The organism is Demequina sp. NBRC 110051 (assembly GCF_002090055.1).
Lineage (GTDB): Bacteria > Actinomycetota > Actinomycetes > Actinomycetales > Demequinaceae > Demequina.
Window position 1 is genome coordinate 84,342 of sequence record NZ_BBRH01000011.1, and the last position, 26,274, is coordinate 110,615.

At 64.6% G+C, this 26,274-nt stretch carries 23 protein-coding genes; 11 read left to right on the forward strand and 12 right to left on the reverse strand.

All coding sequences use genetic code 11. From position 1 onward, the window contains the following. Complete coding sequence (locus B7K20_RS12880) at positions 1-5,640, reverse strand: ATP-binding protein (RefSeq protein WP_144018563.1); 5,640 nt, start codon at positions 5,638-5,640, stop codon at positions 1-3. Positions 5,641-6,485: 845 nt separating this feature from the next. Between B7K20_RS12880 and B7K20_RS06105 the strand changes: the two genes are divergently transcribed. Further along, entirely contained in the window at positions 6,486-7,073 is a 588-nt protein-coding gene (locus tag B7K20_RS06105) for a recombinase family protein (protein WP_084101735.1), read from the forward strand. On the opposite strand, the gene B7K20_RS06110 is transcribed toward B7K20_RS06105, so the two are convergent. Next, positions 7,074-7,292: a hypothetical protein gene (locus B7K20_RS06110; RefSeq protein ID WP_084101581.1), complete on the reverse strand. Its 219-nt coding sequence runs from the start codon at positions 7,290-7,292 to the stop codon at positions 7,074-7,076. A 942-nt stretch (positions 7,293-8,234) separates the two neighbouring features. On the opposite strand from B7K20_RS06110, the gene B7K20_RS13355 reads away from it, so the two are divergent. From B7K20_RS13355 to B7K20_RS06140, 5 genes are all read left to right on the forward strand, one after another. Continuing rightward, positions 8,235-8,465, forward strand: coding sequence for an AlpA family transcriptional regulator (locus B7K20_RS13355; RefSeq protein WP_084101583.1), 231 nt, complete (start codon positions 8,235-8,237; stop codon positions 8,463-8,465). Between the two features lie 105 nt (positions 8,466-8,570). After that, a complete protein-coding gene (locus tag B7K20_RS12885; protein ID WP_144018564.1) occupies positions 8,571-9,686 on the forward strand; it encodes a hypothetical protein in 1,116 nt (371 codons plus the stop codon). Positions 9,687-9,974: 288 nt separating this feature from the next. Then, complete coding sequence (locus tag B7K20_RS06130) at positions 9,975-10,790, forward strand: hypothetical protein (RefSeq protein WP_144018565.1); 816 nt, start codon at positions 9,975-9,977, stop codon at positions 10,788-10,790. 324 nt (positions 10,791-11,114) lie between these two features. Further along, positions 11,115-11,648 (forward strand): hypothetical protein, encoded by a 534-nt coding sequence (locus B7K20_RS06135; RefSeq protein ID WP_144018566.1) that lies wholly within the window; start codon positions 11,115-11,117, stop codon positions 11,646-11,648. Then, positions 11,645-12,448 (forward strand): hypothetical protein, encoded by an 804-nt coding sequence (locus B7K20_RS06140; RefSeq protein WP_144018567.1) that lies wholly within the window; start codon positions 11,645-11,647, stop codon positions 12,446-12,448. Before B7K20_RS06135 ends, B7K20_RS06140 begins: the two co-directional genes overlap by 4 nt. On the opposite strand, the gene B7K20_RS06145 is transcribed toward B7K20_RS06140, so the two are convergent. Then, on the reverse strand, positions 12,423-13,592 hold the full coding sequence (locus B7K20_RS06145) for a hypothetical protein (RefSeq protein WP_084101594.1): 1,170 nt from the start codon (positions 13,590-13,592) through the stop codon (positions 12,423-12,425). The two genes, B7K20_RS06140 and B7K20_RS06145, sit on opposite strands and share 26 nt — an antisense overlap. A gap of 43 nt (positions 13,593-13,635) precedes the next feature. Next, a complete protein-coding gene (locus tag B7K20_RS06150) occupies positions 13,636-13,983 on the reverse strand; it encodes a hypothetical protein (protein WP_144018568.1) in 348 nt (115 codons plus the stop codon). Positions 13,984-14,400: 417 nt separating this feature from the next. Here B7K20_RS06150 and B7K20_RS06155 point away from each other — a divergent pair, with 417 nt between their 5' ends. Both B7K20_RS06155 and B7K20_RS06160 read left to right on the forward strand, forming a co-directional pair. Continuing rightward, a complete protein-coding gene (locus tag B7K20_RS06155; protein WP_144018569.1) occupies positions 14,401-15,252 on the forward strand; it encodes a hypothetical protein in 852 nt (283 codons plus the stop codon). Between the two features lie 128 nt (positions 15,253-15,380). Beyond that, a complete protein-coding gene (locus B7K20_RS06160; protein ID WP_084101600.1) occupies positions 15,381-16,235 on the forward strand; it encodes a hypothetical protein in 855 nt (284 codons plus the stop codon). 208 nt (positions 16,236-16,443) lie between these two features. Here the strand turns inward: B7K20_RS06160 and B7K20_RS06165 are convergent, their stop codons facing one another. The 4 genes from B7K20_RS06165 to B7K20_RS06180 all read right to left on the reverse strand — a co-directional run bounded on the left by B7K20_RS06165 (position 16,444) and on the right by B7K20_RS06180 (position 19,896). Further along, positions 16,444-17,841 carry a hypothetical protein gene (locus B7K20_RS06165; protein WP_084101602.1) on the reverse strand — a complete coding sequence of 466 codons (1,398 nt, stop codon included), beginning with the start codon at positions 17,839-17,841 and terminating at the stop codon, positions 16,444-16,446. Positions 17,842-17,997: 156 nt separating this feature from the next. Then, positions 17,998-19,290 carry a DNA cytosine methyltransferase gene (locus B7K20_RS06170; RefSeq protein WP_084101604.1) on the reverse strand — a complete coding sequence of 431 codons (1,293 nt, stop codon included), beginning with the start codon at positions 19,288-19,290 and terminating at the stop codon, positions 17,998-18,000. A 203-nt stretch (positions 19,291-19,493) separates the two neighbouring features. Next, positions 19,494-19,592, reverse strand: a complete 99-nt coding sequence (locus B7K20_RS06175; protein WP_005504750.1) for a 30S ribosomal protein bS22 — start codon at positions 19,590-19,592, stop codon at positions 19,494-19,496. 67 nt (positions 19,593-19,659) lie between these two features. Then, positions 19,660-19,896: a helix-turn-helix domain-containing protein gene (locus B7K20_RS06180; RefSeq protein ID WP_084101606.1), complete on the reverse strand. Its 237-nt coding sequence runs from the start codon at positions 19,894-19,896 to the stop codon at positions 19,660-19,662. Between the two features lie 173 nt (positions 19,897-20,069). On the opposite strand from B7K20_RS06180, the gene B7K20_RS06185 reads away from it, so the two are divergent. Beyond that, entirely contained in the window at positions 20,070-21,443 is a 1,374-nt protein-coding gene (locus B7K20_RS06185; RefSeq protein ID WP_084101608.1) for a TrkH family potassium uptake protein, read from the forward strand. 4 nt (positions 21,444-21,447) lie between these two features. Further along, entirely contained in the window at positions 21,448-22,101 is a 654-nt protein-coding gene (locus B7K20_RS06190) for a TrkA family potassium uptake protein (RefSeq protein WP_200809033.1), read from the forward strand. A gap of 140 nt (positions 22,102-22,241) precedes the next feature. On the opposite strand, the gene B7K20_RS06195 is transcribed toward B7K20_RS06190, so the two are convergent. The 4 genes from B7K20_RS06195 to B7K20_RS06210 all read right to left on the reverse strand — a co-directional run bounded on the left by B7K20_RS06195 (position 22,242) and on the right by B7K20_RS06210 (position 25,094). Continuing rightward, on the reverse strand, positions 22,242-22,967 hold the full coding sequence (locus B7K20_RS06195) for an anti-sigma factor (protein ID WP_084101612.1): 726 nt from the start codon (positions 22,965-22,967) through the stop codon (positions 22,242-22,244). After that, complete coding sequence (locus B7K20_RS06200) at positions 22,954-23,538, reverse strand: RNA polymerase sigma factor (protein ID WP_234985735.1); 585 nt, start codon at positions 23,536-23,538, stop codon at positions 22,954-22,956. The genes B7K20_RS06195 and B7K20_RS06200 overlap by 14 nt, the downstream gene beginning before the upstream one ends. Further along, positions 23,535-24,221, reverse strand: a complete 687-nt coding sequence (locus B7K20_RS06205; RefSeq protein WP_084101614.1) for a class F sortase — start codon at positions 24,219-24,221, stop codon at positions 23,535-23,537. The genes B7K20_RS06200 and B7K20_RS06205 overlap by 4 nt, the downstream gene beginning before the upstream one ends. 66 nt (positions 24,222-24,287) lie before the next feature. Further along, positions 24,288-25,094, reverse strand: a complete 807-nt coding sequence (locus B7K20_RS06210; RefSeq protein WP_084101616.1) for a DUF4397 domain-containing protein — start codon at positions 25,092-25,094, stop codon at positions 24,288-24,290. A gap of 216 nt (positions 25,095-25,310) precedes the next feature. On the opposite strand from B7K20_RS06210, the gene B7K20_RS06215 reads away from it, so the two are divergent. Next, positions 25,311-26,252, forward strand: a complete 942-nt coding sequence (locus tag B7K20_RS06215; RefSeq protein WP_159449344.1) for a DUF4349 domain-containing protein — start codon at positions 25,311-25,313, stop codon at positions 26,250-26,252. Positions 26,253-26,274: the final 22 nt, after the last annotated feature.

Here is a 26,274-nt window from a genome sequence, read left to right on the forward strand (position 1 = left end):
TCACTCGATAGCCGCGCTCCGAGTGCGAGTACGGCCGCCGAGGTCTCTCCATCCGCGCCCAGGGGCGTAGGTGTAGACCCGGAATTGTTCTCCACCATCACTGCGCTCCTCCTCGTAGTTGTTTGACCGGTATCGCGAGCGCCCACGGTCACGGCGCCTTTGCCGAGACTCAGCGATTAGTCGCACATCGAGTTTCTTGAGAAGGCCATCGAGTACGTCATTCCTGATGGACAACCGGCTACCGCACACTCCCTGGGGATTCGAGCCCGCGCTCATCGTCGACCATGTCTCGACGCACACAACCGGTTCACCGTCACCTTGACGTACCCAAGACGTACCAGTCTCGTCTGGTTCGAGCGACAAGGCGTCAATTACGAGAGAGGCCGGATACGGCAACTCGCGCGTTAGGTGCTGAGCGAACCGATCATGTAGATCAATGCCGCGCGCGACGTAATCCGAATCCAACCACCCTGTGAGAACGAACGGCGGTGACCGAAGCTCGAATGTCTCGTCACCCGCGCGAGGCAGGTGGAATGATCCATCTCCTGTGCCGAGTGCCCTGAGTAGCGCATCGGAAGTCACTGGCTGAACGAGTGCGCTTGAAACAAGGGCGTCGGCCGAGCGATCATACCCAAAGCTATCCGCATCTAGGTCGACGCAAGTCCAATCCTCGGACGGCGAGAACACGCGATCCAGATCCACTTCACCGATTTCACGGCTCCACCCCTCCCTGTCCTCAGTCGGCAAGAGGGTCACCATATCGCCGGGAAGCGGCTGCCTGAAATCCGAGACCCACCGAAGATCAGTTCTCGCGAGGTCAAAACTAGCTAGCCAATCGTGGACCCCGAATCGTCCCGTCTCCGGATCTCGATACGCGCGCGACGTTCGTAGGAGCCGACCGGCCACCGTCATAGACGCATGACGCACAAGGTAGTAATCAAGGCTGTCTCCGTCGGGCACCTCCGACTTGAACGCGTAGGTCTCACCGTCGGCGTAGATGCCCGCCTCTCGCCGAGGGTCGGAGTCAAGCGCGGTCACTCCGCGCCACTCCCAGTCATCGAGAATTACAGTGCTCAGACCATCGAGGACCGCTTGATGCGACACCTCGAACGCTTCCGTCAACTCTCCAACCATGTACTCATCCAGATCGGAGGGAACACGGAAATCAGACTCTGGAGCACCGTGCGTAAAAGGCTTGGGCGTCGCAGGCCTGCTCCACGGCTCGAGGTCAATGGGCTCTTCAGAGGGTTCGGGCCACGCTCTTGCGGGCTCAGATCCAGAATCATTGGCTCCCCATAGCTGAATGCGGTTGCAATGCATCTGGATCGCTATGTGGTCGGGGTGCGTTCTGCTCATGCGATCCGCCAACTCCATCAGTTGCGGAAACTCGTTGCCCCGGTCGCGAACAAATCTCTCGACCGCGATCAGCAGCCACTCCACCGCGTGCATCTCATAGAACGGAAAGCGGTCGTCGGCATAGCCGGGTGACATGCCGCTTGTTGCAACCTCACACAGGGCATCAATGACATCGCTAGCCCCTAGTTCAAGGGCGGTCCTCACTGCGTGTGCTGCTCGCCACCGAAACTCGATTCGCGGATCTGCGAGGGCACACCACACAAAGTTTGCAATCGGGGCGCACTCGGGCACCGAACTCACCTGGCGGGTCGTCGAACGCAACGGTTCGAGTTCGAGGTCTTCTTCGAAGTCCATCAAAGCTGCATCTAGCACGAATGCAGCGTCGGACGGATCTAGACCAGACGCGACACCGGCAGCGAGTCGATAGCAGTGCTCGGCATCACGCAAGGCCTCGTCAAGAACTAGGCGATCAAGCGCAATCAGGTGCAGTTCACTCTCGGTAGATTCCAGCACTTCGCCGGCACGAGCAAGGTTGAAGCCCACCCAGTTCCCCTGAAGGATCTCATGGCTGTGCCGTTCGATGTACGTACGTACTGCGGTCTTCAGCGCGTCAGCGAAAGCTCGCGATGCGCTCTCCCACGAAGAAACGGTGTTCAGAAACTCGGCTTTTTCCGACGGGCGGAAGTCATCACATTCGGATACCCGCGTGATAATTCTTGCCCACTGAAATTGCGACCGATCTTTCATGGCTGAGATAAACAGCGCCATGTCGTATACCGGTGCCCGATGCAAGGCCTCTGCAGCGGCACTAACGCCGGCTGTCGTCATGAGGTCGAGGCCAGCAAGGGTCTCTCGACACTCTCGGATCTCAATTTCGTGCCGTTCGGAGCGTCCGGACCAGCTGGGACCAACTTCGCGCGCTGCCGAAGGCGACGACATTGATCCAACCTGTGGCGGTCCCAAGCAAGTCTCCGTGAACTCGGCGTCGAGACGTTGGCCCAGCCGGCGCGCGACACCGTTTGCAGCCGCTAATACGTGTCGCTCTATCGGGCCTTGCTGTCCGATCCATCGTAGCGCCGCAGAAAGGTCGATGCGCTCCGAGAACGGTGCCAATACAATCGCCCAAAGCGGGTTCTGATTGAGGCTCGCGCCATGAGGGGTGAGCCCGCTCAACTGCCATGCGAGATCACCAACGCGCCGATCACGCCATTGGGACAGGACCTCGAGAACATCACCCCCGACCAAACAGTCAATTGCTTGCGTGAATGCTCGCTCGTCAAAGCCGTCGTACAGGAGCGGCGCAAGGGTCTCCGCAACCCGCGAAGCACGGCGTGCTAGTTCAAGGTTCAGGTCGTGTGTTGGCTGCTTGGAAACTTTGGCCAAGGCGATGATGGTGTCCAGGCGTGGCAGCGAATCGTCACCCGCCCGCGATGCCACCTCGACAGCGGACTGAAAATATGACAGCTCCTCTTCCTCGCTAAAAGCATGCAGTCCACGCGCGATCTCAACAAGGGTGCTAGCGCGTTCGTCCGCGAAGTCGCCTCCGCGGTCTATCGATGTTCGAGCCCTGTCGGCGAGTTCTAGCGCCACCTCCCCGAACCTTGAGTCACCGCGCAAGGGAGCAATCATTGCGATCGCGGCCGCTTCAGGCGCAGACCGTGAATCGGCGTTCGCGAACTCCTCGAACGCCTGCGAAACATCGTTGTCAGACGACGCACACGCGAGTGGTGCGGCAACAGTCCGAGCGATCCTCCTCACGAGCGAGAATCGTTCGCGCGAATCCCAAACTGATGAGTGACCACGAAAAAGATCCCCAGTTCGATCAAGTTTGCGTGCGAGTGCCATGTCGGCCCAGCTCGCGAGCCAAGGGAGAGCGGGCGCAAGATAGCGATCGAGGTCTTCGTCGTTCGACTTGACCCGTTGGCGCTGTTCGGAAGACTCGAGCGGGCGGAAGTGTGAAATCCGCAGTTCTTCGCCCTCAAGGGCAACGCGTAGCGCAATCACGAAAAGGATCCCCTTGCGGCCCGTGCCGTGACGATCCCCCAACCCAAACGGCGCGCCTTCTGGATAGCAACCCGCGAGGCGTTCGCAGATTGCGGCACTTGCGTCTAGGCCGTGGAAAGCGGCCATCGCAGCGAGCCATGCTGCACCACGCATCGCGATGTCCTCAGGCTCGCGCCCATTGAAATCTCGGGAGACGAGAGAAAACCGTGCTCTGCCCACACTGGCCCACGCACGTTCCGCAACGTCTCTCGGAAGGGGTAACCCGAGCCGTTGGTATGCCGATGCCGCACCGAGAGCCACGCCTGCATGGGACGTCGCGGTGAACCAGGGAGAGACAAGTTCCTCGCCGCCACGCATTAATAGATCGCTCGCGACGCGGTAGGCGGCCTGCATCACGAAATGGGCAGGCCGCCACCGGGACAGATAGTCGGCCGCAGCGACGCTTCCCTGCGTCAGGGCAATAGCGTGAACAACATGCGCAAGTTCGGCAACAGAGATGCGCTCATCGCGACGAGAGTCGGATTGCCTCCGCGCCCAACTCTCGATCGATTGGGCTGCCAGGCGGACGCGGCTTGCGGCGGAGGCAACTCTTTCATTCTTGACGGCAAGCATCACGGCTTCTGAACCGAGGGTTGCTCCCGGCCAAGAGGACGGCAGTTCTCGAGACGCAATGAGTTCGTGCAGAACTCTGTCGTCGAGAATGGCGCCCGCAATGTCGGGGTTATTGAGCAGGACGCGTAGCCGCCTATCGGAGCCTGCACGCATCGCACCTGCACGCAGCGCGAGTTGGACGACTCGCGCCGGCCTACGCAATGCGAGCGCGGCACGCAAGCCAAACTCAACGCGCAATTGCTCGATTTGCCGACGCTGGACCTCATTGTCACTCGGCAGGGCGTCGTGCCCTGTCGCCAATTGAAGCAAGTCGTCGAAGTGACCTGCATTCCACATGACTTCGGGTAGAGAAGCGGCCGCATATCCCGATGACGTGCTCAAAGTTCGAAGACCGTGTAGCGCAGACGCGGCAGTAGCTTCAGTCGCGCCGTGATGGTCACGGAAGTAGGTCTCCGTGGGTTCATCGAGAAACTGCACTGAGTGGTGTGCGACCACAAGCCCACGACCGACGTCTGAGACAAAACTGCGAATTGCCGTCAACGGAACACCCGACAGTTCCGACAGAATCGCAAGGGGAATGCTCGGTCGCAGAAGAGTCAACAGTTCGGCGAGTTCTTCGAGCGCGGGACGCCCTGCTCCGGCGTCTCGTAGAGTGACAGATACACGGCGCTGCAACAGTTGGTCGAGAGGCGCCTCCGTGCCGGAAGTAATCCCGGCGAGACGCCCGAGGCAAGTGCTGATGGAAGTTGTTCCTTCCATCGCGAACGCAAGTACTCGCGGATTGCCTCCGGTACGAGCGTGGCACTCAGCTACCTCACCATCGCTCGCATCAGGGAAGGCGCCCATGACCACTCGCTGGGTTTCGTCCAGCGAGAAGACGTCGAGCTCGCATCGCACGATATCTTCAGGAGCGTCGAGCAGGTGCAGACGCTCTGGCCGACACGACAGGACCAAGTGAACGCCGGGCGGAAGTGAATCGCCCAATCGCAACAAGTCCCAGGCAAATGAGTGCAGTTCCGCATTCTCGCGGGCTGCAATCTCGGCATTGTCCGCGGCGTCGACGAGAACCACGAGACGTCGTCCCCCGCGTTGCGCTAGTTCATCACGCGCGTCTTCAAGGCGTCTGACGAATGCCCGCAACAGGTCGGCTTTCGCAACGTGAGGTGCGGCGATCATTGGCAGACAGAGACCCGCTCCTGCCAGTTCGGTTGTGATCTGCACCAGCGCTTCCTTGTGCCCATGCCTTGGAGCATCGGGGCGCCTGTAGTTTCCCTGACCAAAACAGTCGTAAACAACGACTTCGGCTCGATCCGCGAGCAACTCGGGGGCAGCCCGCGCAAACGTGCTCTTTCCAGCACCTCCTTCAGCAGTGAGGAGCACCGGTCGTGAGGAATTCATGATGGCGTCGCCTAAGGCGCGGTATGGCTCGCGGATCGAGTAAGGAGCGTCATCGAACAAACTCGGGGCCGGGCGCAGGTCATCGGGCTGAGCGCCAAAGGCGGCGAGGACATCGGGCGCGCGGATCGGCCCGTGCTGTTCTGTGCTCGCACGCTGCGCTACTAGTTCGATAAGGCTCGCGGCGGTCCGTATGTCCGTATCAGGCGCGAAACCACGGGCCGCTAGATCAAGTTCTGGGCGCAAGGCACGAAGTGGCTCGACCTTCCCCACTACCTCAGTCCTCGTGCACAATTCACGCGCGCGGGCGGAGTCTCCCCCGATCCGCTCAAGTAGGGCCTCTGCAGGGGTGCCCGGTTGAGGCGTCACCCCCGATGCGAGCACTCCCAAGGCATCAACCACGTCAACTGCTATGGGGCGGTTCGTAAGTATCGAGAACCTCAACTCCTCGCAGGAATGGCGACCTCGAAAACTTCCATCCGGCGCATCGAGGAGTGCGAACTTCGTGAGAATGCCCCCGACTTCGGCAATCCCCATATTCGAGTTGGGATGGAGGGTCGAGTGCTTGAACTGTCGAACGACGATTCTCGAGTTATGTGCGCCTTCGTCGCCGTAGAACTCAACGAGATCGATGACCTCCGAACCGGCTGGCTCGGGCTCACTAGGGCTAGTGCCGTCGCCTTCAACAGCGACCTCGCGAAGCCCGGTTCTCGGATCTAGTAATCCCAGAAGTTGCGTAGCCGCCCAAACATAGTGGAAGCGGTCGCCGTCTCGCGAAGCACGCACGCCTAGTGACGCTCGAGCGCCCCCGGTCGCTGAATCTGGCATCGACCCCCCCGTCCCGAGCGCGTCGGGGTCGCGTTCATCCTGACGCGCCCATCTACACGCTCGGCCTCTTCTAACGCCGCGTCCGACCCTTCGTCGGAGTGCCTCATTTGACCTTAGCCTCCGTACATGGGCCCACCAAGCGAACCGCCGGAAGCGGCTCACCAACCGTTCTCCAAATCAAAGCGCAAAGCCAGGTGTACCTGACTGAACAGTTGCGCGACAAGCTTCGCGAGCCGTGCAACGAGGTGTGTCAGTGGCTTCTTGTACACATGTGGCAGGAGGTCTTAGACATGAGTGAACATGTGCAGGGTCAGACCGTGGGGTATGCGCGGGTAAGCACCGTCGATCAGAACGAGGCGCGTCAGATTGCCGCCATCGGCGATGTCGATCGACTCTTTGTGGACAAGGCGAGTGGCAAGTCGACGGATCGTGCCGCGCTCCAGGAGATGCTGTCTTACGTAAGAGAGGGTGATGCGGTGCGCGTTCAGTCGCCGGACCGTTTGGCGCGCTCAACGACGGACTTGCTGGCGCTGATGTCTCAACTGGCAGCCAAGGGTGCGGCGGTGGAGTTCACGGATAACCCGGCCCTGAACACTTCGTCGCCTCAGGGCCAGTTCATGTTGACCGTGCTGGCTGCGGTGGGCGAGTTGGAGCGGGCAGTGATTCGTGAACGCCAGGCAGAGGGCATCGCTTTGGCGCGGAAGCGTGGCGTGTATGACCGTGCTCCGAAGTTGTCGGCCGAGGCGGTCGCGAAGGCGCGCGCTCGCATCGACACTCATGGTGCGTCGGTTGCGCGAGTTGCACGTGACCTTGGGGTGAGCCGCACGACTCTGTACTCGGCCCTCAACGGTCGTGGTCGCTATGCCGAGAGCCGGTAGTCACTCGACTGCAGCTTCTGCGAGCGACGCGGAGATGGCGTCGAGGGCTTCGCGGGCGCTCGTGAAGTGACCAGTGGGCGCTGGGCCCTCGGGAACCGATGGCGACCATGTTCCCGCCGCTGGCGAAATCCACGCGACCGTCTTGCCCGAGGTGTCACGTACGACCCACTGACGTCCGTGCAACTGAGCCGTCAGGTCGTCCGATGTCATCAGAATCATGTGCCGAGCATCGAGCAGGCGTGTGACATTCCGTGGCCTCGTGCGAAAGCAGGATAGCCAGGGTGCGGGGCGCGTAGGCGCTCGCTTTCGGGGCAAGTCGGCGCCGAGCTCCGCGCAAAGCTCAGGATCCCGTTCACGCAAAGAGACGCGGTCCTCAGAAGCCGTCCATGGGCTGAGGAAACAGTGTGGCCCCCGTCGGAACAAGTCCGTCGAGGGCCACCCCCGCATAAGCGGGGAACACTGCTACTTACGCTCGGGCACTTGCGTGTCCAAGCCCCATTGCTGGGTCACCCCCGCGATGGCGGGGAATACAACTACTAACGCTCGGGCACTTGCGTGTCCAAGCCCCATTGCTGGGTCACCCCCGCGATGGCGGGGAATACAACTACTAACGCTCGGGCACTTGCGTGTCCAAGCCCCATTGCTGGGTCACCCCCGCATAGGCGGGGAACACTACTGCTAACACCTGGCCACTCGCGTGCCCAAGTCCCGTTTCCGGGTCACCCCCGCATAAGCAGGGAACTTGCCTGAAACAACTATGACGGTTCACGGGGAGGGTCTGTGCGAGGCGAACAGGCGTGTCGTCGTGTCGCGCTCCGGACTTCGTGGCAAGGCTTTTCGATGGGTCCAACGTTTTGGCTGATCCGTGCGTAGGTTGCATCAAGACTGCGTCACAGCCCGGGGTGCACCGTCCCCATAGGGTTCCCTGCTTTTGGGCTGCGTCTCCGTGTGCGGCTGTTTCGCCGCCGCGGAGAGCGAACCAGCCCCACACACATATGTTGTTGTCGACGGCGCGACGCGAAACGAAAACGGTCCCTGTGGTGGCGGCAGTCGGGCCCGCCTCAATCGGTGAAAACCCGGTCGAAACCGTGTCGAATCTCGAGTTCCAGAACTATCTGATGCGAACCGCTTACATCTGACCGCGGGCGGTCGATGGGGTCAATGAGAGGGCAACCCAGGTGCCCTCCTCGACTCTGTGGAGATGATCCCGTGCCAGACCTGTTGACAGTGGACGAACTCGCGACGTTGCTTCGGAAGTCGCGCTCTTCGATCTATGACATGCGTGCCCAGGGGCGTGGCCCACGCGCTCTTCGTGAAGGCAAACGCGTCCTCTATCGGCGTAGTGACGTCGAGCAATGGTTGGAAGCCCACTTCGAAGGCACTCCCGACTAGAACGCGATACCCGCGCGGGCTGCCTCCCGCGCCATAGCCCCTATTTCCCCTCTACACCTCAGAGCGCTATCAAGCGCGCCCAAAAACGCTCTGGAAGGAGCTCCCTTGAACCACCTCCGTCTCGTGCCGGACAACTCGCCCGCGGACGTGCACGTGAACGTTTCTCGTTCCAGGTACCAGGACACTCTTGATACATCCGATGAGGACAAGGGACGCCGTGCCAATGACGGTATTGGCTACCGCGCGCTCCTCCAGGAACGACTGCTGCGCATGGCTGATCTGGTAGCCCAAATGCATGGCGACGGTCGTCGGACTTGCGGCACGCAGCCGCGACACAAGCTCGGGGGAGTTCGTCTCGCCTTTCGCGACGGTCAGGCGTACTACCAGGGCCTGCATGTGTGCGACAGCAAGACCGTGTGCCCCCGATGCGTTCGACCGCTCTATCGAGAGAGGTACCGCGATATCCGCCAGACTCTCGACGATGTCCATGCGATCGGCGGTACTGCCGTCCTCGTGTCACTGTCGCTGAGTTTTCCCGAGAACACCGGCCTCACCGAACGCTTGGACATCCTCGCGCCGGTGTACTCGACGCTCAACAGTCGACGGCAACGTCTACGCAAGAAGTTGGGGATGCAGGGTCAGATCAAGGCGATCCACCCGCTTCATGGCTCACATGGCTGGCATGCACACCTGCACGTGCTCTATCTCTTCGACACCAAGCTTGACGAAGCACAGGTCCAGGAACTCGATGCGTGGGAGTCCAAGACCTGGGCACGCCTCGCTCAAGCCCACGGGTGCGTTGCACGACCGTCGCTCCAGACCTACACGGTCGTCGGACCAACCGAGCAAGACCGGGAAAACGTCGCGCGCTACATCACGAAGGCCCTCGGTGAGATCGAGAATGGTGGCCCCGACGACGAAGACCAGGACGAGGGCAAGGGCAAGGGCGACGGTGCAGGCAGAAGCAAAGAGTCGGGCCAGACGGTCGACTTCGAGTGCGACCTAGACGCCGGCAGCCAGTCCCCGTGGCAGCTCCTCGACGACGCCGCTATCGGCAGCGACGACTACGCACGCGAGCTCGTTATGGAGTGGTTCACCACGATGCGCGCCAACAGGCGCCGACACTGGTACTTCCCGTGGGAGGCGATGGCCGAATTGCACCGCCGCGCAGACGCTCGACGCGCCGCGCACCGCAGCCGACTGGTGGGCTGCGCAGCATGATGATCTCAGGCACCGCACCGTTCATCTTCACTGACTTCGAGCACGACGTCGCGCGACTCCCGCGAGTCCAAGCCCACCTCGAAGACGTCGCACGACACGCGCTCACATGGGAAGACGTACGCGACTTCTGCAGGCACCACGGCATCGGGATCGAAGATGACGAGTAGCCAGTCATTGCAGCCCGCCGCCCGTTTCGTCGACGTGCACGCTGGCTCCGTGCTTCGGCGGGGTGCTCGCCGCGATGTCAGCGCATCGCCGTACCGTGCGACCAACCTAGAGGAGGACGTCGTGCAGAACCTGGTGTGGTGGTGGATGCAGTTCGCTGAGCCCGAGTCTGACGCGCCTGGTCACTACTACTCGGGTCTCGACGGGACCGAGTTCTGGCTCGACGACGAGGGGCTGCTGCATCGCGAGGGTGACCTGCCTGCGGTGGTTCGTGACGATGGCCTGAAGCAGTGGTACGTCCGTGGTGACCTTCACCGGCCCGCCGGAGGTCCCGTTCACACCGCCCCTGTACCGGGGCGCGTCTATTACGTGCAGGCGGATGGTTCCGGGATGCCGCGTCGCGACAGCAGCGGAAACGTGATTCGCCGCCACCCCGATCTGCTCGACGCTTCTGTGCACGAGCAGGTGGTCGAGGAGTGGCGAACCGATGACGTCTTGCACCGCGAGGACGGGCCGGCTCGCACCTGGGCCGATGGGGCGCAGGAGTACTGGGTGAACGGCAAGCGGCATCGGCCGCTGGAGGAGGGGCCTGCGGTCGAGTATCCGCCGGGGTACGCCGGGCGGGCATCGGGCCCTCACGAGTGGTGGGTCGATGGCGAGCTCCACCGCACTACGGGGCCTGCGCTTCAGTCTTTCGTCGACGTTGGCGGGTATCGCGTGATCCCAGGGCACTACTACCTCAACGGTGTGCGCATGGAGAACGTGTGCCGCGATTGGAGCATTCTTCGCCACCACACCGAAGAGGGGCCGCGCCGGACAATCCACGTGCACAACGTCGAGGCGTGGGACGCCCTGCTCAGCATCGGCGCCGTCAACACCAGCAGCTATTCGATCAGTCCCACGGCGCTCGAGACCGTGCTGGCCCTGAACCCCAACTGAGAAACGCGACGCGGTCAGAGCGTGATCGGCGCCGTGGGGGCGCGGTACACATCACCTACACGTAAGGAGGAGTTCGTGTTGCATCACTTGTGGCAGCGTGGCGCCGAGACCACGGACATGGCACGCACCCTCGACGGGCTGGTGAACGAGGCCAGGTACGAGTGGTTTGGGTGCCCCCGATTCGGCCTGCACGTCTCCGACGATGACGCAGCCGCTTGCCGCCGGTGCCGTCATAGCCGCGGAGAACTCACGCGAGGCAAGGCCGGAGCGTGGCGATTCTCAGACGACCGCCATCTGCCCTACGTGGCGACGAGGCGAGCTTCGATGGAAACCACGCACGCGCGGTGGCTCGACGAGCACGGCAGGCTCCACCGTCGCGACCGCGACCGTCCTGCGCTGATTGCACCAGCACTGCGGTTGTGGGCCACCGACGGTCATGTTCGACGCGACGCGGCCGGCCTTCCATCCATTTACAGCGACGGGGACCGTCACGCGTTCACAGACGCGGACGGACGTCTCCACCGTGGGGGCGGCCAGGCAGCGATCGTCTGGGACGGCAGCGCGGAGCATTGGGATCACGGTGTCCTGCACCGCCCAAACGGACCAGCGATCACCTATCCACGGGGCTACACCGGCTACTACCTGCACGGCGTCAAACTCGACTCACGGCAGGATTTGTGGGCTCACTGGGTGCACGATCACGCGGGGATCGATCTGGACAACGGCGACGCCCAAAGCTTCATCGCAGCAGGCGTGGGCCTGTCCAAGGACCCGCTTGAGGCTTTCCCCGTCCCAGATGCGGACATGGTCGCGCTGGCCCTGACACTGTGCCCAAACATGTCTGACGGTGCCTCATGAGCCTTGTCGACGCCAAGCCCGCATGCGAACTCGCACCGCTACCGATGCCCGCGGCGTCACGGACCGTGTTTGCGGCCGCAGGATCACGACCGGGCCTGTCACCAGCAGCACAGCTACCCGGCGCCCGCACTATGCCGATCCGCTACGACGTGGCGGCGGTGCGACGCCTGTTGGGCGTGACGGGTGTCGGCGTTTCCCCGCTTGGTCGCGTGGCGGCGTTCGACGCCCTTTGGGCGCCTGCCGAGTGGGCTCGGGATGTGGGCACGGCCCGCGACCCGTACGTGGATGCAGACATGAGCCTCGATGCCACGTCGGTCGAGTGGGCCGTGTCGTGGCCGCACCGCGGCAGTTTCGTCCTCGACGGGATGCCTGACCGGATGGGGGAGCAGGTGCGTCGCAGTCGCATGCGCGCGATCATGGCCGCGCACGCCAGCGCCTATGCACTGGGCCGCTCACACCTCGCCGACGGAGGCTTCCCCCACCTGCCGGGTCACCTCAGCCCAGACCCGAGTGTCGAGTGCGTCGTCGAGCGTGCCCTGGCCTTCGCGGCTGGCGCGATCGTGGGCGGCGTGGACGACGTCCTCGCGCGCGCATGGGCCAGCGCCATCATCGTCGCCCACGGTCTTGAACGGCCTGTGTGGGAGATCGACCCCGCCATGTATGCAAGCAAGTTCGACAGTTTCCTGTGGTCTCGCGAGACGCACCAGTCCCGCTACTACGCGCAAGCCATCAACGACCTGCGGAAGCGTGGCGACGCGACTCGCTTCATGACCTTCACGTCGAGGGCGATTCGTCCCTGACGTAGTCGGGCCACGGCTCACCCGGCATTGGATAGCGAGTGACCATATCGAGCCACGGCCGCGGGGCGCCTTTCCAGGTGAAGTAGGCGTCGCCGTTGCGTGTGCGGCGCTCGCGCACCAGGTCACGGTCCACAAGTTCCTTGAGCACTCGACGCACGCCTCGGGGGCTGTAGTTGCTGAGGCGTGCAGCATCATCAACGCTGAGTGCCGGCAGCCCCACGAGTCCATCAATCAGGTTCTGAAGTCGCCAGGAGCGGCGCGCACGCGGCACCGACTTGGCGGCCTCGCTCGCGATGCGGCCTGCCCACTCCATCAGTGGACCTCCGGGACCTGCACCGCGCGCGACCGCGTCGAACACGAGCCTGAGGGCGTCGTCAATGACGTCGGGGTCCGGATCGCCCTCGGTCGCGAGCGCATGGGCGACTTGTCGCCAATGCTCCGGGTGGGGAATGAAACCCATCGAGATCGGCGGTGTCCGCCATGCGTCGATACCGCCGGTGATCTCGAGCACGCGTGTGAACATCGCTCGAGCGGCAACACCGGTCGCACCGTCCTCAGGGTCCGTGGCGGCAGCGACCAACATGACGACTGCTGCGCGGACCAGGCGGGGAACCGTGAGATCTGTAATCCACCTGCCGACGTCGTGCCCCAACGCGCGCTTCCAACGCTCCGGCACACGAGCAGTTTCGCCGAGCGCACCGCCCGGCCAGACCTTGATCGCAGTGTCGAACCATCGGTCAAGGTCGATGGTGTCCTCGGAGCCGTCCCAGCGGCCGAGGCCCGAGCTCTGACGAATCACACTCGCGGCCAGGCCAGCGGCATTGGTGTGGTCGAAGTCGAGTGTCTCGTCACCGAACTCGCGTATGACGCTCATCCAGTGGATGTCGTCGACCGCGAGCGCCAGCGCAGCCGACGCGTAGCCTTCGCTGGACCTTGAGATGTAGCAGCCCGCGATACTCGGACCACCGGAGCGGACAGCACCCTCCATGCGCCCCAACGCTCGGCCAGCACGCTCCAACGCGTGCAGCGTCTGGCTCGACATGGATTGCCAAGGCACCTCGGTCGGCATGGAAGGCAGGATGATGTCGACGCCAGGCCAGTCACCGTCCAGAACATCAGGGTCGACCACTACGCGCGTACCCATCGGGCATCACCTCCAGCCGGAATCGTGCCGATAGCCACCGACATCACGCCGCTCCCGCCAGGCCGGCCTGCTCGAGCGCGACCCGGCCACCAGCGATGTAGGAAGCCTTGTAACGGGTCATGGTGTTTGTGCTCACCCCAAGCGCAGCCGCCGCAGCGACAATCGACGTGCGCGTCTCCAGCACCTCCTCCACATAGGTCAGCACGTCGGCGACGTCAATGCCCCTCTGAGCAAACGACGGCGTCTTGCCGCGGAGCGCATTGCGGCCACCCTCAACGAACACGGCGACGAACGTCTCCGAGTCGCGGGCATCAGACGAGGCCAGGAGCGATCCCGCGAGCGCCACGAGGACCTCTTGCACCTCGGCACTACCTGCGACAGCTGCCGTCACCGTCGGATGACGCCGCACACCACGACCCACACCACCAGCAGCCGCCGCGACGCGCCCCCCGAATACGCCGCCGTCATGCCCGCGCCGCCACCAGCCAGTCCAACCACTGCCTCGACTCATCACAACCTCCAACATGACTCCGGCACACCACGTGCACCGCCAGGCAACCTGCCCGGGCGAAAGGTATCCAGCCGAGCAATATCGCTACGAAGCCCCGAACAGATCCTGGGCTACGTGGGCGTGGTGGAGTCGGAGGGGTGACCGGCGTTCGCAATCCCGTCGCTCGTCTCGCGTAAACCTGGGCCAAGCCCCATGACGACGCGCGGCACCCCAGAGTCCTGCCAAGAGGCCCCAACCCTCTACGCTCTCAGGAGCCTGGTCGACGTCGGTCGGGATTCACATGCTGAGGGGTTCCCCGTGAAGGACATCATGCGCGCGGGCGCGTGCGTTGCTGTTGTTGTCGGCTTGCTCGCTATGGCCGGGTGCACGAGCGCCGCGTCCACTCCTAGCGCATCTTCGTCACCCGCACTGAGTCCGTCCGTCACGGCCGCGGCCTTCGGCGAGCACCTGGACATCTCTGACCCGGCTGTCGCTCCCGTCGCGGACGGTGAGTGGCCTGCACAGCAGGACGGGTACGAGTTCTCTACCGAGCCTCAAGGCGCCGCCGAGCAGTGGATCGCCAACCACTACCCCGAGCTGTGGGCCGGTGGCGCTCGCGCGGTGACGACTGACGTGATGCGCCTAGGCCTTGGCGGGAACAGTGACATCATCCCTTCCGCGCTGGTGCAGTACTACGACGGCAAGCGGTACGAAGGGACTCTGGAGTCACCGCTGGGTTTGCGTGGTGGGCTTAACCCGGAGTCGTACAACCGTGACATCTTTAACTGGGCGACCGGCGGAGATGAAGTGCCTCGTACATCGCCGGGCAGGTACGCCATTACCGTGGAGAACACGGTGAGCGCCAGCGCGAACCTGAACCAGAAGGGCAACAAGTCGACAACACCGGTTTTCAGGGTCAAGGTCACCTACCGCAGCGCTGTCGGTGATGACATTCTGAGCGATTGGGGCGGTGAGCCCACTTCCTTCAATTCGCTAGAACAGGCGGTCGATTTCTTCAAGGAAAACGGATTCCGGGCTGGTGATGGGCGACAGCTCAACATTGGCGAACTCACGATGATCCTGATTGCTGATGCAGGTGGTCAGAGGACCGAGTCCCACGTTCTCGACCCCGAGACTTGGGAACTTGTGGACTATGCCCCGCAGCATTGAGTGGTGCGTCTGCGGTCAGGATGAGTCCTCCCCGCTTGGCGTGGACGGCTCAGAGCGAAATCTGCAGCGTCTATCCATTGGGCGCCTGGCCGGCAGCAACCGGGCTACAAATACTGAGGGGATCAACCATGAAGGACACCACGCGCGCCGCTGCGCACGGACTTATCACGGCTGTGGGCCTGTTCGCCCTCGTCGGATGCACGAGCGCTCCCACCGCTCCCGGCGCATCCTCAGCGCCTACAGTGACGGAGGCATTGAGCGCAGCCAACGTCAACGAAATCCTCGACATCTCCAACCCAGACGTCGCACCCGTCGCCGACAGCGAATGGCCAGCACAACAGGATGGCTACGAGTTCTCGACGGAGCCGCAGGGCCAGGCCGAGGAGTGGATCGTCCGGCACTATCCGCAGCAGTGGATTGAAGGTGTGAGAGCGATGACGACCGCCATTCGCACGTCAGACGGAACTCAGGTTGTTCCCGGCTCTCTCGTGAGATACGTCGATGGCGCGCGCTACGACGGCGACGCCGAATCTCCGCTAGCTTTCCAGCACCCAAACTCCAGGCCAGATGTCGCTCCGCTCGACATTTACGAGCTTAAGACAACGGGCGCACAATGGCCTGAGGATGCGGACTGGTCGAGTTACTACAGCGTCTCGGTCGTGGCGTCTTCGGGCGGGGAACGCGCGGACCACAACGGCGTCACGCGGTCTGTGCCTTCTAGTACGAAAATTCGCGTGGCCGTTCACACCGAGGAAGGTTGGGTGGACGCACCCTACGGCGGCGACGCCAGTCTCTCCTTTGCATCAGTCGATGAAGCTCTCAACTACATGCAGGCCAACGGGATTCTGACTTCGACCGGCCGAACCCTCTACCCAGGAGAGATCGGCTCACTCATGACCACCGAGGATGGCGAGGAGCTGGAGTCGTTCATGGTCAATCCCAATACATGGGAGTCGGTGCCGTACGTGCCTAACTTGGACTGAGTGAATGGGCACCCGTGGCAGGGTCGGTGCTACCGGTACATGAGTTTCGCGAGCGTACCTAGGTCGCAAGGGTCCTCGTTGCATCTTGCGCCACCACGCCAGTCCAAGAGGTCTAGACTCTCTACGCCCTAAGGCGCCTGCACGGGTTGTCCGGCGAAGACATGGTCGCCTGACGGCGCTTTGGCGTCAGGACCAAGCGCGAGTGGAACTACCACTCGTGCGTGGCGATCCTTAGGCTTTCGGCGGGGTGGACGAGGGTGTACTTGGGGCGCCTCGCGGCGCCGGAAGTTTCGTCGCCTCGAGGAGCTTGGCGCCCAATCGCCGCCCCGCGGAGAACCCCGGCGGCGATAGAGGCATCGAGCGTCGCCGCATCGGGGATCCAGAAGGCATCGAGATGGAGTGGCGCGAACCCGGCTTTGCGCAAGCGTGAACGACCGCTGTTGGACCGCGCAGAATCCAAGCCTTGCTTCTCCTTGAAGTCCCGATGCCATGCGGCAAACGAGCCGTCGTGATCCATCTTTCCCCGCCCGCTGAGGACGATGAACCCGAGCCCCTGCTCTGCGACGCACTCATTGATGGCCTGTTGGTCATTCAGCATGGAGTCTCGGCGCCGTTGTATGCCGCCGGCGACGGTATCCGCTTCTGCTGTTAGCGCTTTGAGATCCCACACCCGGTCGAGCGCATAGTCGAAGACCGTGTTCCCGTACTTCACACGAGGACCCGGCAGCCGCGGCGTGAAAGCTCGGTTGAGGATGTCCCGGCCCCGTGCCTCGAAGAAGAAGCCGGGCCACTCGGTCTGGTTCTGGCCACCGTGTCCTGAGTCACGTAGCCATGTGACGCACGAGCGACCATCCCAGGCAGTTCCGTCGAGCCCGTCGGCGAGTGCGCCCACAAGCGCGTCGGCTTCGCTTCGGGCTGAGTTGAAGTGTGAGGTCGAGCCAAGTCGGCCCAGGTGTCGTTCCGCACCAGCCAGAACGTAGTTGAGGCCCTCGAGCGAGATCGTGTAGCCGGTTGAGACGCAGGTGTCCGTCCACGGCGCTCCGAGGCTCTCGGCGATCTGTTGCGCGAGTCGTGTCTTGGACACCGACGTGTCCACCGGGAGGTGCAGCCCCTCGACCAAGTTAACCAAGACGCGCTTGTGTTCCTTGGACCCGGGGCCGAGCCACTCGGGCCCGGAATCTGTCAGCGCGGAGATCCGATTGACCGCTTCAATCTTGGATACCGCCTGCTCGAACGCCGCCCAAGCGGCCGTCTCGAGCGCCGAATGCGAGTGACGCTTGACGCGCTTCGCGCGTCCATCGAGAAACGCGTGAGTGGCGCCCTCGAGCAGGACATTGAGGCCACTCAGACGCACCTTGTTTCGAATCTCGTATCGCGCCGGAGCCCACTCAACGTCGAGCGCGGAAGCGATGAGCCGGGCAGCCTCAGCGTTAGTCCGCTCGAGGTCGATATCTAGATCGAGCGAGTCCCTGAGCGCGACAAGTGCACGCTTCTCGCCACGTCCTCGCGCATAGGCACCGGTCAGACCGTAGATGCGGGTGATGGCCTCGTCCGTCGTAACAGCAGGGATGAAAAACTCACCCTGACGCGAGGCGTCCGCGGTCACAGTTCGCCCAGTTCGTCCGGCGAGCAATCACGCTGTCCCGCATCAGTTTCGCGCAGGCATCGACCGACGTCACCCTCGCGCTTGAATTTCCACCCCATGCGGCCACTTTAGGGACTGCGTTTCGGCGGGGGCGACGGCTGGCCGAATGCTCTTCGATTAAGCGACCTGGGGCTGGCTGTCCGCGTTGAGTCGATCGAGGATGCCGCTCGCACGCAAGACATACGACACCACGCCCGCGGAGACGCCGTTGCCAAGTTGTTTGAACGAGGCGGCGTCGGGCTGGGTACCGAAAGTGAAGCTGTCGGGGAGTCCCTGCAGACGTGCCGCTTCGCGCACGGTGATGCGGCGTCGCCGGGGCCCGATGATGCTGGTCTGGGTGATGGCCACCAACGCCGGCAGGTAGGTCGTTTTCTTGGCTCGGATTCCCGACGGCCGTAGATGCATCGCGCAGCTCCAGAGCGATGACTCATCCTGCGCTTGCCACTCAAGCTTGCGCCGTGACGCAGGCATCCACTTGAGGCCGTCGTGACGCGCCTTCCATGCATCGATGGCCTCGCGGTGCTCGACGTAGAACTGCGAGTTCTTTCGCAAGAAGTTCGCTTTCCATGCGGGCGTGGAAGCGGTGATTCTGGGCACGACGACGAACTCGTCTGCCCAGATGGGGAAGCCAGGCAACTGCACGCCCTCGCGCACCTCGAGCATCGTCGTCACGAAGTCATCCCAAACATCAATCCAAGCAACCTCATCGTCCGAGAGGACGTGCGATCCCTTTTCGGGCACCTCGGATTCGTCAAGCAGCACGTCGCGGTCGAGGTTCCAGTCCTGCGGGTCCCAGCCGTCGAGCGGGCGACGCTCAAGGGTGGGCGTCGAGTCGGCCTCAGCCCATGCTCGTTCGCGCCCGACGTGCTCGCCGACGATGAAGACTCGGTCGCGGACCTGTGGCGTACCGCCATGGGATTTGGGCAGCAGGTGGGGCGAGAACACGGTCGGGGTATCCGAGACGCGGTAGCCCAAATCCCGAAGGGTCCGGATGATGGTCGCCCACGTTTCGGCGTGCCGTGGCCCCGCCAAGTTGCGCACGTTCTCCAAGACGATCGCGCGGGGGCGCTTGGCCTCAAGGATCTTCGCGATGTTGAAGAAGAGAGTGCCGCGCGTCTCGTTGATGCCGTGCTGGAACCCGGACTTGGAGAACGGTTGGCAGGGGAAGCCTGCAGCGAGGACGTCGTGATCGGGAACGTGGAGGACCTCAGGATCCGTCAACGGGATGATGTCACCCTCGATCAACGGTCGGCCGCCTCGCGGCGCGATGTCGTCACCCCAGTTGAGCTCGTACACGCGTTGAGCAGCGGCATCGATCTCCGACACGAACACACATTCCCCACCGGCCTCGCTAAGCGCATGGTGGAATCCGCCGATGCCGGCGAAGAGATCGATGTACTTGAAGGCCACGCGGAAAGCTTACCTCGCTGGTCTGACAAAGGGGTGCAAAACGCGAAGCGCCCCACACCTCGGCTCACAGCGGAGGCATGGGGCACAACGACAGGCGGCGCCGTTACGGGCCACCCGGAGGCACTTGATCTAGGATCGCAATTGCACGCTAGTGCAACGGGCCCCCAACAGGGGATCCCAGTCCTACAACGAAATGCCTGGTATTACTTCTTGTTGCGGCGCTGGTGGCGCGTCTTACGAAGCAGCTTGCGGTGCTTCTTCTTCGACATGCGCTTGCGACGCTTCTTGATGACGGATCCCACGGAACCTACCTCGAATCATTGACAGTGCTACGGCGTCCAGTGCGCGCTGGACGCGACAGACGAGGACTTAGCCTACCGTGCCTGAGCGGCGGTCGTCACTCTCGCCGGAAAAGCCCTCGTAACCTGCCTGCTCCATGAACTGTTCGACCGCCGTGCGGGGCACGCGGTAGGAGCGTCCAAACTGGACGGCGGGGATTTCGCCGGCGTGGACCCAGCGATAGACCGTCATGCGTGAGACCCGCAGCAGCTCGGCCACCTCGGCCACCGTCAAAAAGGTGGTGCGGGCGGCGCCATTGTCAGCCATGCAGTCTTTCTCCCCTCAAGCGAAGTCCGGCTGCTGTATCGGCAGGACCTTCCCCCTACTGTAGGGGCTGAAGTGACTGTTGTGAAGTAAGTGAAAACTGTCGATGATGGGATGAGGGCGTGCGGCGTACCCGCACGGCACACAGGGCGCGTGGTGCGCGGCGAAGGGGATCCATGGAGACGGTGCGCGGCACGAGGTCCGCGCTGAGCGAGAAGTTCTCTCGCTCCGCGCTCAGATCCCCCGCACGCTTGGCACTGGGCACGTTCGCCCTGGTCATCCTCATCTTTACGGGCCTGCTGTCCCTGCCGGCCGCCACGGCCGACGGGCACCGCGCCCCCTTTATCGACGCGCTCTTCACGGCGACCTCCGCGGTCTGCGTGACCGGCCTCACCACCGTCGACACCGGTACCTACTGGTCGGCCTGGGGACTCGCGATCATCGCCGCGGCGATCAAGGTCGGCGGACTGGGCATCATGACGCTCGCGTCCCTCATCGGCCTCGCCGTCTCTCGCCGCCTGGGCCTCACCCAGCGCCTCCTCGCCGCCGAGGAGGCCCGCGCCACTGGCCTGGGCGACCTCCGCTCGCTGCTGCGCACCGTCATCGTGGTGTCCTTCTCCGTCGAGATCGCCATCGCGCTGATTCTCATTCCGCGCTTCCTCACGCTGGACTACGGCATCGGCCGATCCATCGGCTACTCCTTCTTCTACGGCATCTCGGCGTTCAACAACGCGGGCTTCACGCCGGATCCGGTGGGGCTCTACCCGTATTCGCACGACTTCTGGATGCTCATCCCCATCGGCCTGGGCGTCTGGATCGGCGCCCTGGGCTACCCCGTGTACCTGAACCTGGTGCGCAACTGGCGCCGCCCACGCACGTGGTCGCTGCACACCAAGCTCACGCTGGTGATGGTCAGCTCACTCACGGTGATCTCGGCGGGCCTGCTCGCGATCTTCGAGTGGTCGAACCCGGCCACGCTGGGGGATCACAACTCCGGTGACACGCTCGGCAACATCTTCTTCCAGTCCATCAACCAGCGCTCTGGCGGGTTCGCCTCTTTCGACATCGGCCAGGCGCGCGAGCAAACCTGGCTGCTCGAGGACGTGCTGATGTTCATCGGCGGCGGCTCGGGTTCGACGGCAGGTGGCATCCGCGTCACGACCGTCGCGGTGCTGTTGCTCGCGATCATGGCCGAGGCTCGCGGCCGGCGCGACATGGAGGCCTTCGGCAAGCGCGTGGGGACCGAGGTGCTGCGCGGGGCGGTCGCCGTGACCGTCATCGGCATCGCGATCATCGTGATCGGCACCACCGTCTTCATGGCCCAGACCGACATCCCCTTGGACCGCGCGCTGTACGAGGTGGTCTCCGCCTACGCGACGTGCGGCCTGTCTACGGGCATCACCGGCAGCCTGCCCCCGGAGGCCAAGACCACGCTGATCGTCATGATGTACGTCGGCCGCGTGGGCTCCATGACCATCGCGGCGGCGCTAGCGTTGAACAAGCAGCGGCGCGTGATCCGCTACCCGTCAGAAAGGCCCCTCATTGGCTAACAACATGTCCACGGCATCGGGCGTGCTGGTCATCGGCATGGGACGTTTTGGCACGGCACTGGCCGACACCCTCGACTCGATGGACGTCGAGGTCCTCGCCGTCGAGCGCGACGCCGCCCAGGTGGAGCGCCTCGCCAAGCGCCTTCCCGTTGTCGAGGCCGACGCCGCCGACCCTCGCGCGCTCGAGCAGCTCGGCGCCAAGGACTTCTCTGCAGCCGTCGTGGGCGTGGGCACGTCGCTCGAGGCATCCGTCCTCATCACCGGCAACCTGGTCGACATCGGCATCCAGGAGATCTGGGCCAAGGCCATCTCCGAGGAGCACGCGCGCATCCTGCGCCGCATCGGCGCCCACCACGTGGTGCTGCCCGAGTCTCAGGCCGGTGTGCGCGTGGCGCACTCCGTGGGCGGAAAGATGCTCGACTACATCGAGATCGATGAGGGCTTCACGATCGTCAAGATGACCCCGCCGCGCGAGACGCATAACTTCTCGCTCGCGGACCTCAACCTGCGCGGCAAGTACGGCGTCCAGGTGATCGGCGTCATGTCCCCCGGCGGCGAGTTTGAGTACGGCTCGAAGGGCACCGTCATCCACGCCGACGACCTGCTGGTGGTGGGCGGCGACGGCGACCTCGTCGAGAGGTTCGCGCAGCGGCCGTAGTCCCGCATTGGTTTGGCCCACAGATGTGACGCCTGATGCGGATGTGACGCGTGGGCCCGTCACAGCCGCCTCGCCTGCCGACATCCGTCCCAAGCGTGGGCCAAACCGACAGGGGCCCGGCGGCCGATGCCGTGGCTGGCCTACGCTCCCAGTACTCCCCTGGTGATGGATTCGCCCGAGTGGGTGGGGATGCCGTCCACGGGCTCGACCGAGATGTCGACGATGGGGAACTGCGCGATGTCCACGCCCTCGGGCAGCGTGAACACGGTGTGCTCGCCCGTGAGGTGGCCCAGGCTCACCATGCCCTCGATCTGCTCGTCGATGAGCCACACCTCGAGGTAGGCGTTCTCGGGCTGCGCAACCTCGCTCGTGTCGATGACCAGCACGCGTTCGCCGTCGTCGAGCACCTCGACGGTGGCCTCGCCCGCGGGCTGCTCGGTGGCCAGATCCGTCAGCGCCGAACTGGCCAGGACCGTGCGCACGTCCTCGCCGCCACCGCCTAGCGCGGCCACACCCACGCCTCCGATCACGACTCCAGCAGCAGCGGCGGCGCCGAGGGCCCACCAGCGCGGGCCGGAGCGCTCGCGCGTGGAGTCCGCGCGCGCGACGTCCTCGCGCGCCGCCCGGCGAGCGGCGAGGTCGTCTCGGGGCTCGGGCGTCGACACCCCTGCCGCGATCGCGTCCCAGACCCCAGCGGGCGGCTGCGTGAGCACGCCCGGCCCCATCGCGCCCAGGCGTTCGGTCAGCGCCGTGAAGGTGGCGAGCTCGGCGGCGCACTGCTCGCAGGTGGTGGCGTGCTCGAGGTCCGCAGGAATGCCGTCGCCGATCGCGATCGCGGCGAGCGCGTCATCGTCAAGATGCGACATCGGACACCTCCCATCGGTTCCTCAGTTCGATCAGGCTGCGCCTGAGATGACTCTTCACGGTGCCCAGCGGCATTCCCAGCCGCTGGGAAATCTGCTCGTGCGTCGCACCCTCGTAGTACGCGAGCGCGATGATCGTCTTGCGCGGGTCGCCCAGCGCCTCGACCTCGCAGGCGAGCAGCACCTTATCTGCATGTTCGTCGACGGTGGTGGCGTGGATGTGCTGAACCGCCTCTTCGCGCCTGGACTCCCGTGCACGGGCCGCGAGCGCGTCTGCGATGCGGCGCTTGGCGATGCCCACCACCCAGCCGCGCAGGTCCCCACGGTCGGGATCGTAGTTCCCGCGGCCTCGCCATGCGGAGACGAACGTCTGCTGGGTGACGTCCTCGGCATCGGCCGTGGAATCCAGCGCTCTGAGCGCGAGGCTGTAGACCAGCGACGACACGTCGCGGTAAAGCTCCTCGAGCGCAGCCTCGTCTCCGGCGGCGAACGCGCGGGCCAAGGCCCGCCCGTGGGCGCTGGTACCGAGGGTCATCGATGGCCTTTCGGTGGTCGGCAGAGTCGTGATGCTCACGGTACGTCATCGACCGGAATCGCGGTGACAATGACGTTGTCGGCGTAGTGGCCGATGTTCGCTTGCCAGTCGCCGCCACACGTCACCATGACGAGGGAAGGCGGGCCGTCCGGCTCGAACACGGCGGTGAGATCCACCTCATCCTTATTCGTCTGCTCGACGTCGGTGACCTCGTAGGCGATCGTCGCGCCCGACTCGGTCGTCACGTCCACCCGCTCGCCCACCTCGACGTCCAGCAAACGCGCGAAGGGCCCGAGTCCCTGTGCGTTGTCGACGTGTGCGGCGACGACGGCGTTGCCCGCGTCGTCGCCCGGCGCGGGCCCAAACTCGTACCAGCCGGCGGTAAGGGCGCCCTCGGGGATCACCATGCCTCCGGTCTCGTCGACACCCACGCGCACTACCGGCATGTCGATGTCGAGTCCCGCGACCTCGAGCCTCACCGGCTGGTCGACCGGCGCGACGTCCAGTTCCGCCGGCGACGCCGATCTCACCTCGACGTCGCCCAGCACGTGGGGCGCCGTCACCTCATCGACGGGCGGAACCACGCTGGAGGACGGGGAGGGTTGGCTGGGCATAGTGCCGAGGGTGACCCCGCTGGCGACGGGGGCCGGACCGCCCGCACAGCCGGCGACCGTGACCGCGAGGAACGCGCAGACGACGAGCGCGCGAGGGTGCGAGAGCATCGGCCGCCTCCACGGCTAGCGGAGGGGCGGGCCGGAGCCCGCCCCTCCTGGGTGAGTGAGGGTCAGTTAGCGGCGGGCGTAGCGCAGGCCGATGCCGGCCGCACCGGCGAGGGCGAGGGCGCCGCCGATCAGGGCGATGGCGGGCACGCCGCCCTGGTCCGCGTAGCCGTACGAACCGGCCTGGACCTCGCTCGGCGCGGCCGAGTGGACGTCGACGGTCTGCACGGCGAGATCAAGGTTGCCGTCCTCCGCGGAGCCCCACGCGTACACGATGGTGTTCACGCCGGCCTGGATCTCCACGTCGGTGGGCCCCAGCACGGGGTCGGTCTCGCCGGTCAGCGACACCGCGGCCCCATAGGTGGCGGCGGGGACGTCGCCCATCATCTCGTCGGGGTTGGACAGGTTCTCGAAGAGCACCTCGCCATCGGTCCAGACGTCGACGGCCGGGGCGGCCGCCGTGTGGCGGACGGTGAGGCGTCCCTCGCCGGCGGCGGTCTCCGACAGGTCGTTGCCGAACGGGGTGACGGTGGGGGCGCCGTCGGCGTCAAGGTGCGCCACCGCGGTGTAGCTCATGCCCTCCTCGACGGTGAGCTCGATGGGGCCCAGGACCGGGTCGGAGTCGTCTGCGGCATCGGTCGCGGTCAGGGCCACCTCGTAGGTACCGGGTGCGAGGTCCAGCGGGCCGGCGAGGTCGCCGGGCTGGAAGTCGTCGATGGTGTTAGCGCCGTCGACATACACGTCGACGGGGGTGTCGGGGATGCCGTGCAGGACGGACACCTCCGCCATGCCGTCCTCGACGGCGAGGGCGGGGGCGGCAAGTCCCGCGGCGAGCAGGGTGCCGGCGGCGGCGCCGGCGATCAGTGACGTGCGCATGATGCTTCTCCCTTGCGGTTGAAGAGGCCGCCGGGTGCGACCCCTCTCACCCCCTACTTCCGCCCGACCCTCGGGTTTGGATGCATGCACATGGAAGTTTTTTCGAGATTTGGCCAGATTGCGGCTTTACCTGCGTCGATGCCGTGACCGAACCGTGACTGAACCGCAACCACCCAACGCTTTCGGGGTGCAGGCCGTCTCCCTAGCATGAGCATCATGAGGACTCGCGCTGGGGCGGGGAAGCGCCGCCTGATTGCTGGAATCGCCGTTGCCGCCGCCGTGTGGCTGCTCGCGGGCTGCTCGTCGAGCGACGGCGAGCTCTCGGGCGCGGACGCCTCGTACGACTCCGGCGGGGGATACGCGGAGGCCGATGCCGTGGCCGAGGAGTCTGCCGCCGAGGGCGGCGACGGAGCCGCCCCCCAGCAGGCCGAGAGCGACCGGGCGCTGATCGTCACGGGCTCGATGTTCATGACCGTCGACGACCCGATCACCGCGGCCAACGACGCGGCCGCCATCGTGCGCGGCGCCGGGGGCCGCATCGACGCGCGTAGCGAGACCACGCCGAGCGAGTACGACGGCGGCGCGGCGTGGATGACCCTGCGCATCCCCTCGGACAACCTCGAGCCGGTGGTCGAGGACCTGCGCGCGCTCGGCACCGTGGACGAGTTCTCCACTCAGTCGACGGATGTCACGCGAGAGGTGACGGACCTCGAGGCGGAAATCTCGACGCTTGAGGCCTCCACCGCGCGCATCGAGGCGCTGCTGCTCGAGGCCGAGGACATCGAGGACATCATCACGCTGGAAAACGAGCTCGACCGCCGCCAGGCGGAACTCGAGGGCCTCCAGGCACGCGAGCGCGGCCTGGACGATCAGGTGTCGATGTCGACCATCGAGCTGTCCCTCACTACCGAGCCCATCGTCGAGGTCGACGACTCCCCCGGGTCGTTCCTCGACGGACTGGCCGAGGGCTGGGACGCGATGCTCGCGTTCCTCTCGGGCGCGCTGGTCGTCGCGGGCGTGCTGCTGCCGTGGGCCGCGCTGGCGGGAATCGTGGGCCTGGTGGTGTGGCTCGTGGTGCGCGCCAGCAGGCGCGGGCGAGCCCGCGCTAAGGCGAGTGAGGAGCCCCGGCCGGCCACGGCATCCGCCGACAACACCTAGCGGGCATACTCCCCGGCCTTCA

Excerpts from the sequence above, each read along its gene's own strand:
- B7K20_RS06105 (WP_084101735.1), top strand. The coding sequence starts at position 6,486 with ATGAGTGAACATGTGCAGGGTCAGACCGTGGGGTATGCGCGGGTAAGC.
- B7K20_RS06110 (WP_084101581.1), bottom strand. The coding sequence starts at position 7,292 with ATGATTCTGATGACATCGGACGACCTGACGGCTCAGTTGCACGGACGT.
- B7K20_RS13355 (WP_084101583.1), top strand. The coding sequence starts at position 8,235 with ATGAGAGGGCAACCCAGGTGCCCTCCTCGACTCTGTGGAGATGATCCC.
- B7K20_RS06135 (WP_144018566.1), top strand. The coding sequence starts at position 11,115 with ATGGAAACCACGCACGCGCGGTGGCTCGACGAGCACGGCAGGCTCCAC.
- B7K20_RS06140 (WP_144018567.1), top strand. The coding sequence starts at position 11,645 with ATGAGCCTTGTCGACGCCAAGCCCGCATGCGAACTCGCACCGCTACCG.
- B7K20_RS06145 (WP_084101594.1), bottom strand. The coding sequence starts at position 13,592 with ATGGGTACGCGCGTAGTGGTCGACCCTGATGTTCTGGACGGTGACTGG.
- B7K20_RS06160 (WP_084101600.1), top strand. The coding sequence starts at position 15,381 with ATGAAGGACACCACGCGCGCCGCTGCGCACGGACTTATCACGGCTGTG.
- B7K20_RS06180 (WP_084101606.1), bottom strand. The coding sequence starts at position 19,896 with ATGGCTGACAATGGCGCCGCCCGCACCACCTTTTTGACGGTGGCCGAG.
- B7K20_RS06185 (WP_084101608.1), top strand. The coding sequence starts at position 20,070 with ATGGAGACGGTGCGCGGCACGAGGTCCGCGCTGAGCGAGAAGTTCTCT.
- B7K20_RS06190 (WP_200809033.1), top strand. The coding sequence starts at position 21,448 with ATGTCCACGGCATCGGGCGTGCTGGTCATCGGCATGGGACGTTTTGGC.
- B7K20_RS06195 (WP_084101612.1), bottom strand. The coding sequence starts at position 22,967 with ATGTCGCATCTTGACGATGACGCGCTCGCCGCGATCGCGATCGGCGAC.
- B7K20_RS06205 (WP_084101614.1), bottom strand. The coding sequence starts at position 24,221 with ATGCTCTCGCACCCTCGCGCGCTCGTCGTCTGCGCGTTCCTCGCGGTC.
- B7K20_RS06210 (WP_084101616.1), bottom strand. The coding sequence starts at position 25,094 with ATGCGCACGTCACTGATCGCCGGCGCCGCCGCCGGCACCCTGCTCGCC.
- B7K20_RS06215 (WP_159449344.1), top strand. The coding sequence starts at position 25,311 with ATGAGGACTCGCGCTGGGGCGGGGAAGCGCCGCCTGATTGCTGGAATC.